The sequence below is a fragment of the Phytoactinopolyspora mesophila genome, assembly GCF_010122465.1.
Taxonomy (GTDB): Bacteria; Actinomycetota; Actinomycetes; order Jiangellales; family Jiangellaceae; genus Phytoactinopolyspora; species Phytoactinopolyspora mesophila.
Genome location: NZ_WLZY01000024.1, coordinates 1 through 1,574, shown reverse-complemented (window position 1 = coordinate 1,574; position 1,574 = coordinate 1). Strand labels below are relative to the sequence as shown.

The window sequence follows — 1,574 nt, the reverse complement described above, 5'->3', positions numbered from 1 at the left end:
ACCACACTGTCTATCTCGTACTCATCGAGAACTTCAAGGTCCGCTGGCGATGCATAACTTCCTAGAACACTGACTACAGTCTCCACCGGCTTGCTCCGCGACAATGCCACAACATCGAATGCGGGGCTCAGCCTGCGGACGAGGCGGGACCCGATATAGCCCGCAGCACCGGTAACCAACACTACGCCCACAGCTTACCTCCATCGTCGCAGATTCAGATCTTCGGAACTGGCGAGACTGTTAGATTTCGACCGTCTCATTTCAGTCCTATGTCAACTAGGGGGCATGTTCCGGTGGCGACGGTGATCTGACACGTCTGAAGGATGGTTGTGATGGCCGCCTGGCCAGATCCGTCATTCAGGGTTTACACACGGTTCTTACGAGAGCCCGGGGCGCGATTCCCCTAGGCTACTCATCGCACCAGCTGAATCCTTCAAATTCTATGTTGAAGATCGAACGTGTCAATCGCCACGTGTATCCGACGCGGAGGAATGGACCAGAAAGATATTGCCTCGATGACATCGAGGCCTGCTATAATCGTAGACAAGTCCATTCGGGGATCGACGACAAGCCTCCGTGAGAAGTCTACAACGAATACCTGAATCGGCAGCTCGCAGCATAATCGTCCGCAAAGGAATGGTCCGGAAAGCTCAGGGCAGCCCAGACCTCGCCAGCTCCCGCCGCCACGATCTGAACGTTCCGTGCCCCATGCGCCGAGGAGTCCACGGCTGCACAATCCAGGGTCTTCATCGCTTCCATGGCCCTCCACCCCGATTTCGAGGGGCTCGGCACTCCCTGCACCCCACCCCAAACGAGGCACGACCTATTACGACGCCGCAGGCTTCGCTTCACGCTACGGACCGCTCAGTCGCTCCCACCACAGTGGCTTTCGACGCTGGGCTTCGACGCCGGACGTTTCCCTCCGACGCCGCCAACCTGCTACCGGGCCTCCTGACGGCTACCCGGACCGGACTCACACCGGCAGGCGACGACGAGCTTAAGACCAGAGATCAACTACAACATCACAACCTCCAGTCCCGCTGGGCGCACGAAATATCAAGGTTAAGAACGATTTTCCAACGGGAGTAGCGTCGTGTATCATATTGTGAATAGTCTCAGAATGGGCGGCCACCTCCGCTCCGGCTTGTCGACAGTCGTGTAACGGTAAAGCACATGCTGGGCGGTCCGTTTCTGAGAAATTTGAATGTTGCAATCCAATTCTTCCTCGAGAATGGGCCGTCGTTTAAATTCGACACGCCGGAGTCTCGTGAATTATCTAACTGCCGCGAATAGGCCTCTTTGTCAACGTCACGTACTTGATAAGTGCATCAAAGACGGAGAGCTTGAATATTCCCCCGGAGGTGCCTTGTGGGCGTAGTGTTGGTTACCGGTGCTGCGGGCTATATCGGGTCCCGCCTTGTTCGTAGGTTGGCCAGCTCGCAGGAGGTAATATCGTTCGATGTTGTGGCATTGTCGCGGAGCAAGCCGGTGGAGACTGTAGTCAGTGTTCTAGGAAGTTATGCATCGCCAGCGGACCTTGAAGTTCTCGATGAGTACGAGATAGACAGTGTGGT

2 protein-coding genes are annotated in these 1,574 nt (G+C 56.0%); one reads left to right on the top strand and one right to left on the bottom strand.

What is annotated here, in order from left to right:
- Positions 1 to 191: NAD-dependent epimerase/dehydratase family protein (locus F7O44_RS29850; RefSeq protein WP_222851822.1), on the bottom strand; the 191-nt coding region annotated here is incomplete at its 3' end.
- 1,177 nt (positions 192 to 1,368) lie between these two features.
- On the opposite strand from F7O44_RS29850, the gene F7O44_RS29265 reads away from it, so the two are divergent.
- Positions 1,369 to 1,574 (top strand): NAD-dependent epimerase/dehydratase family protein (locus tag F7O44_RS29265; RefSeq protein WP_162453874.1); only part of this gene is annotated, 206 nt, incomplete at its 3' end.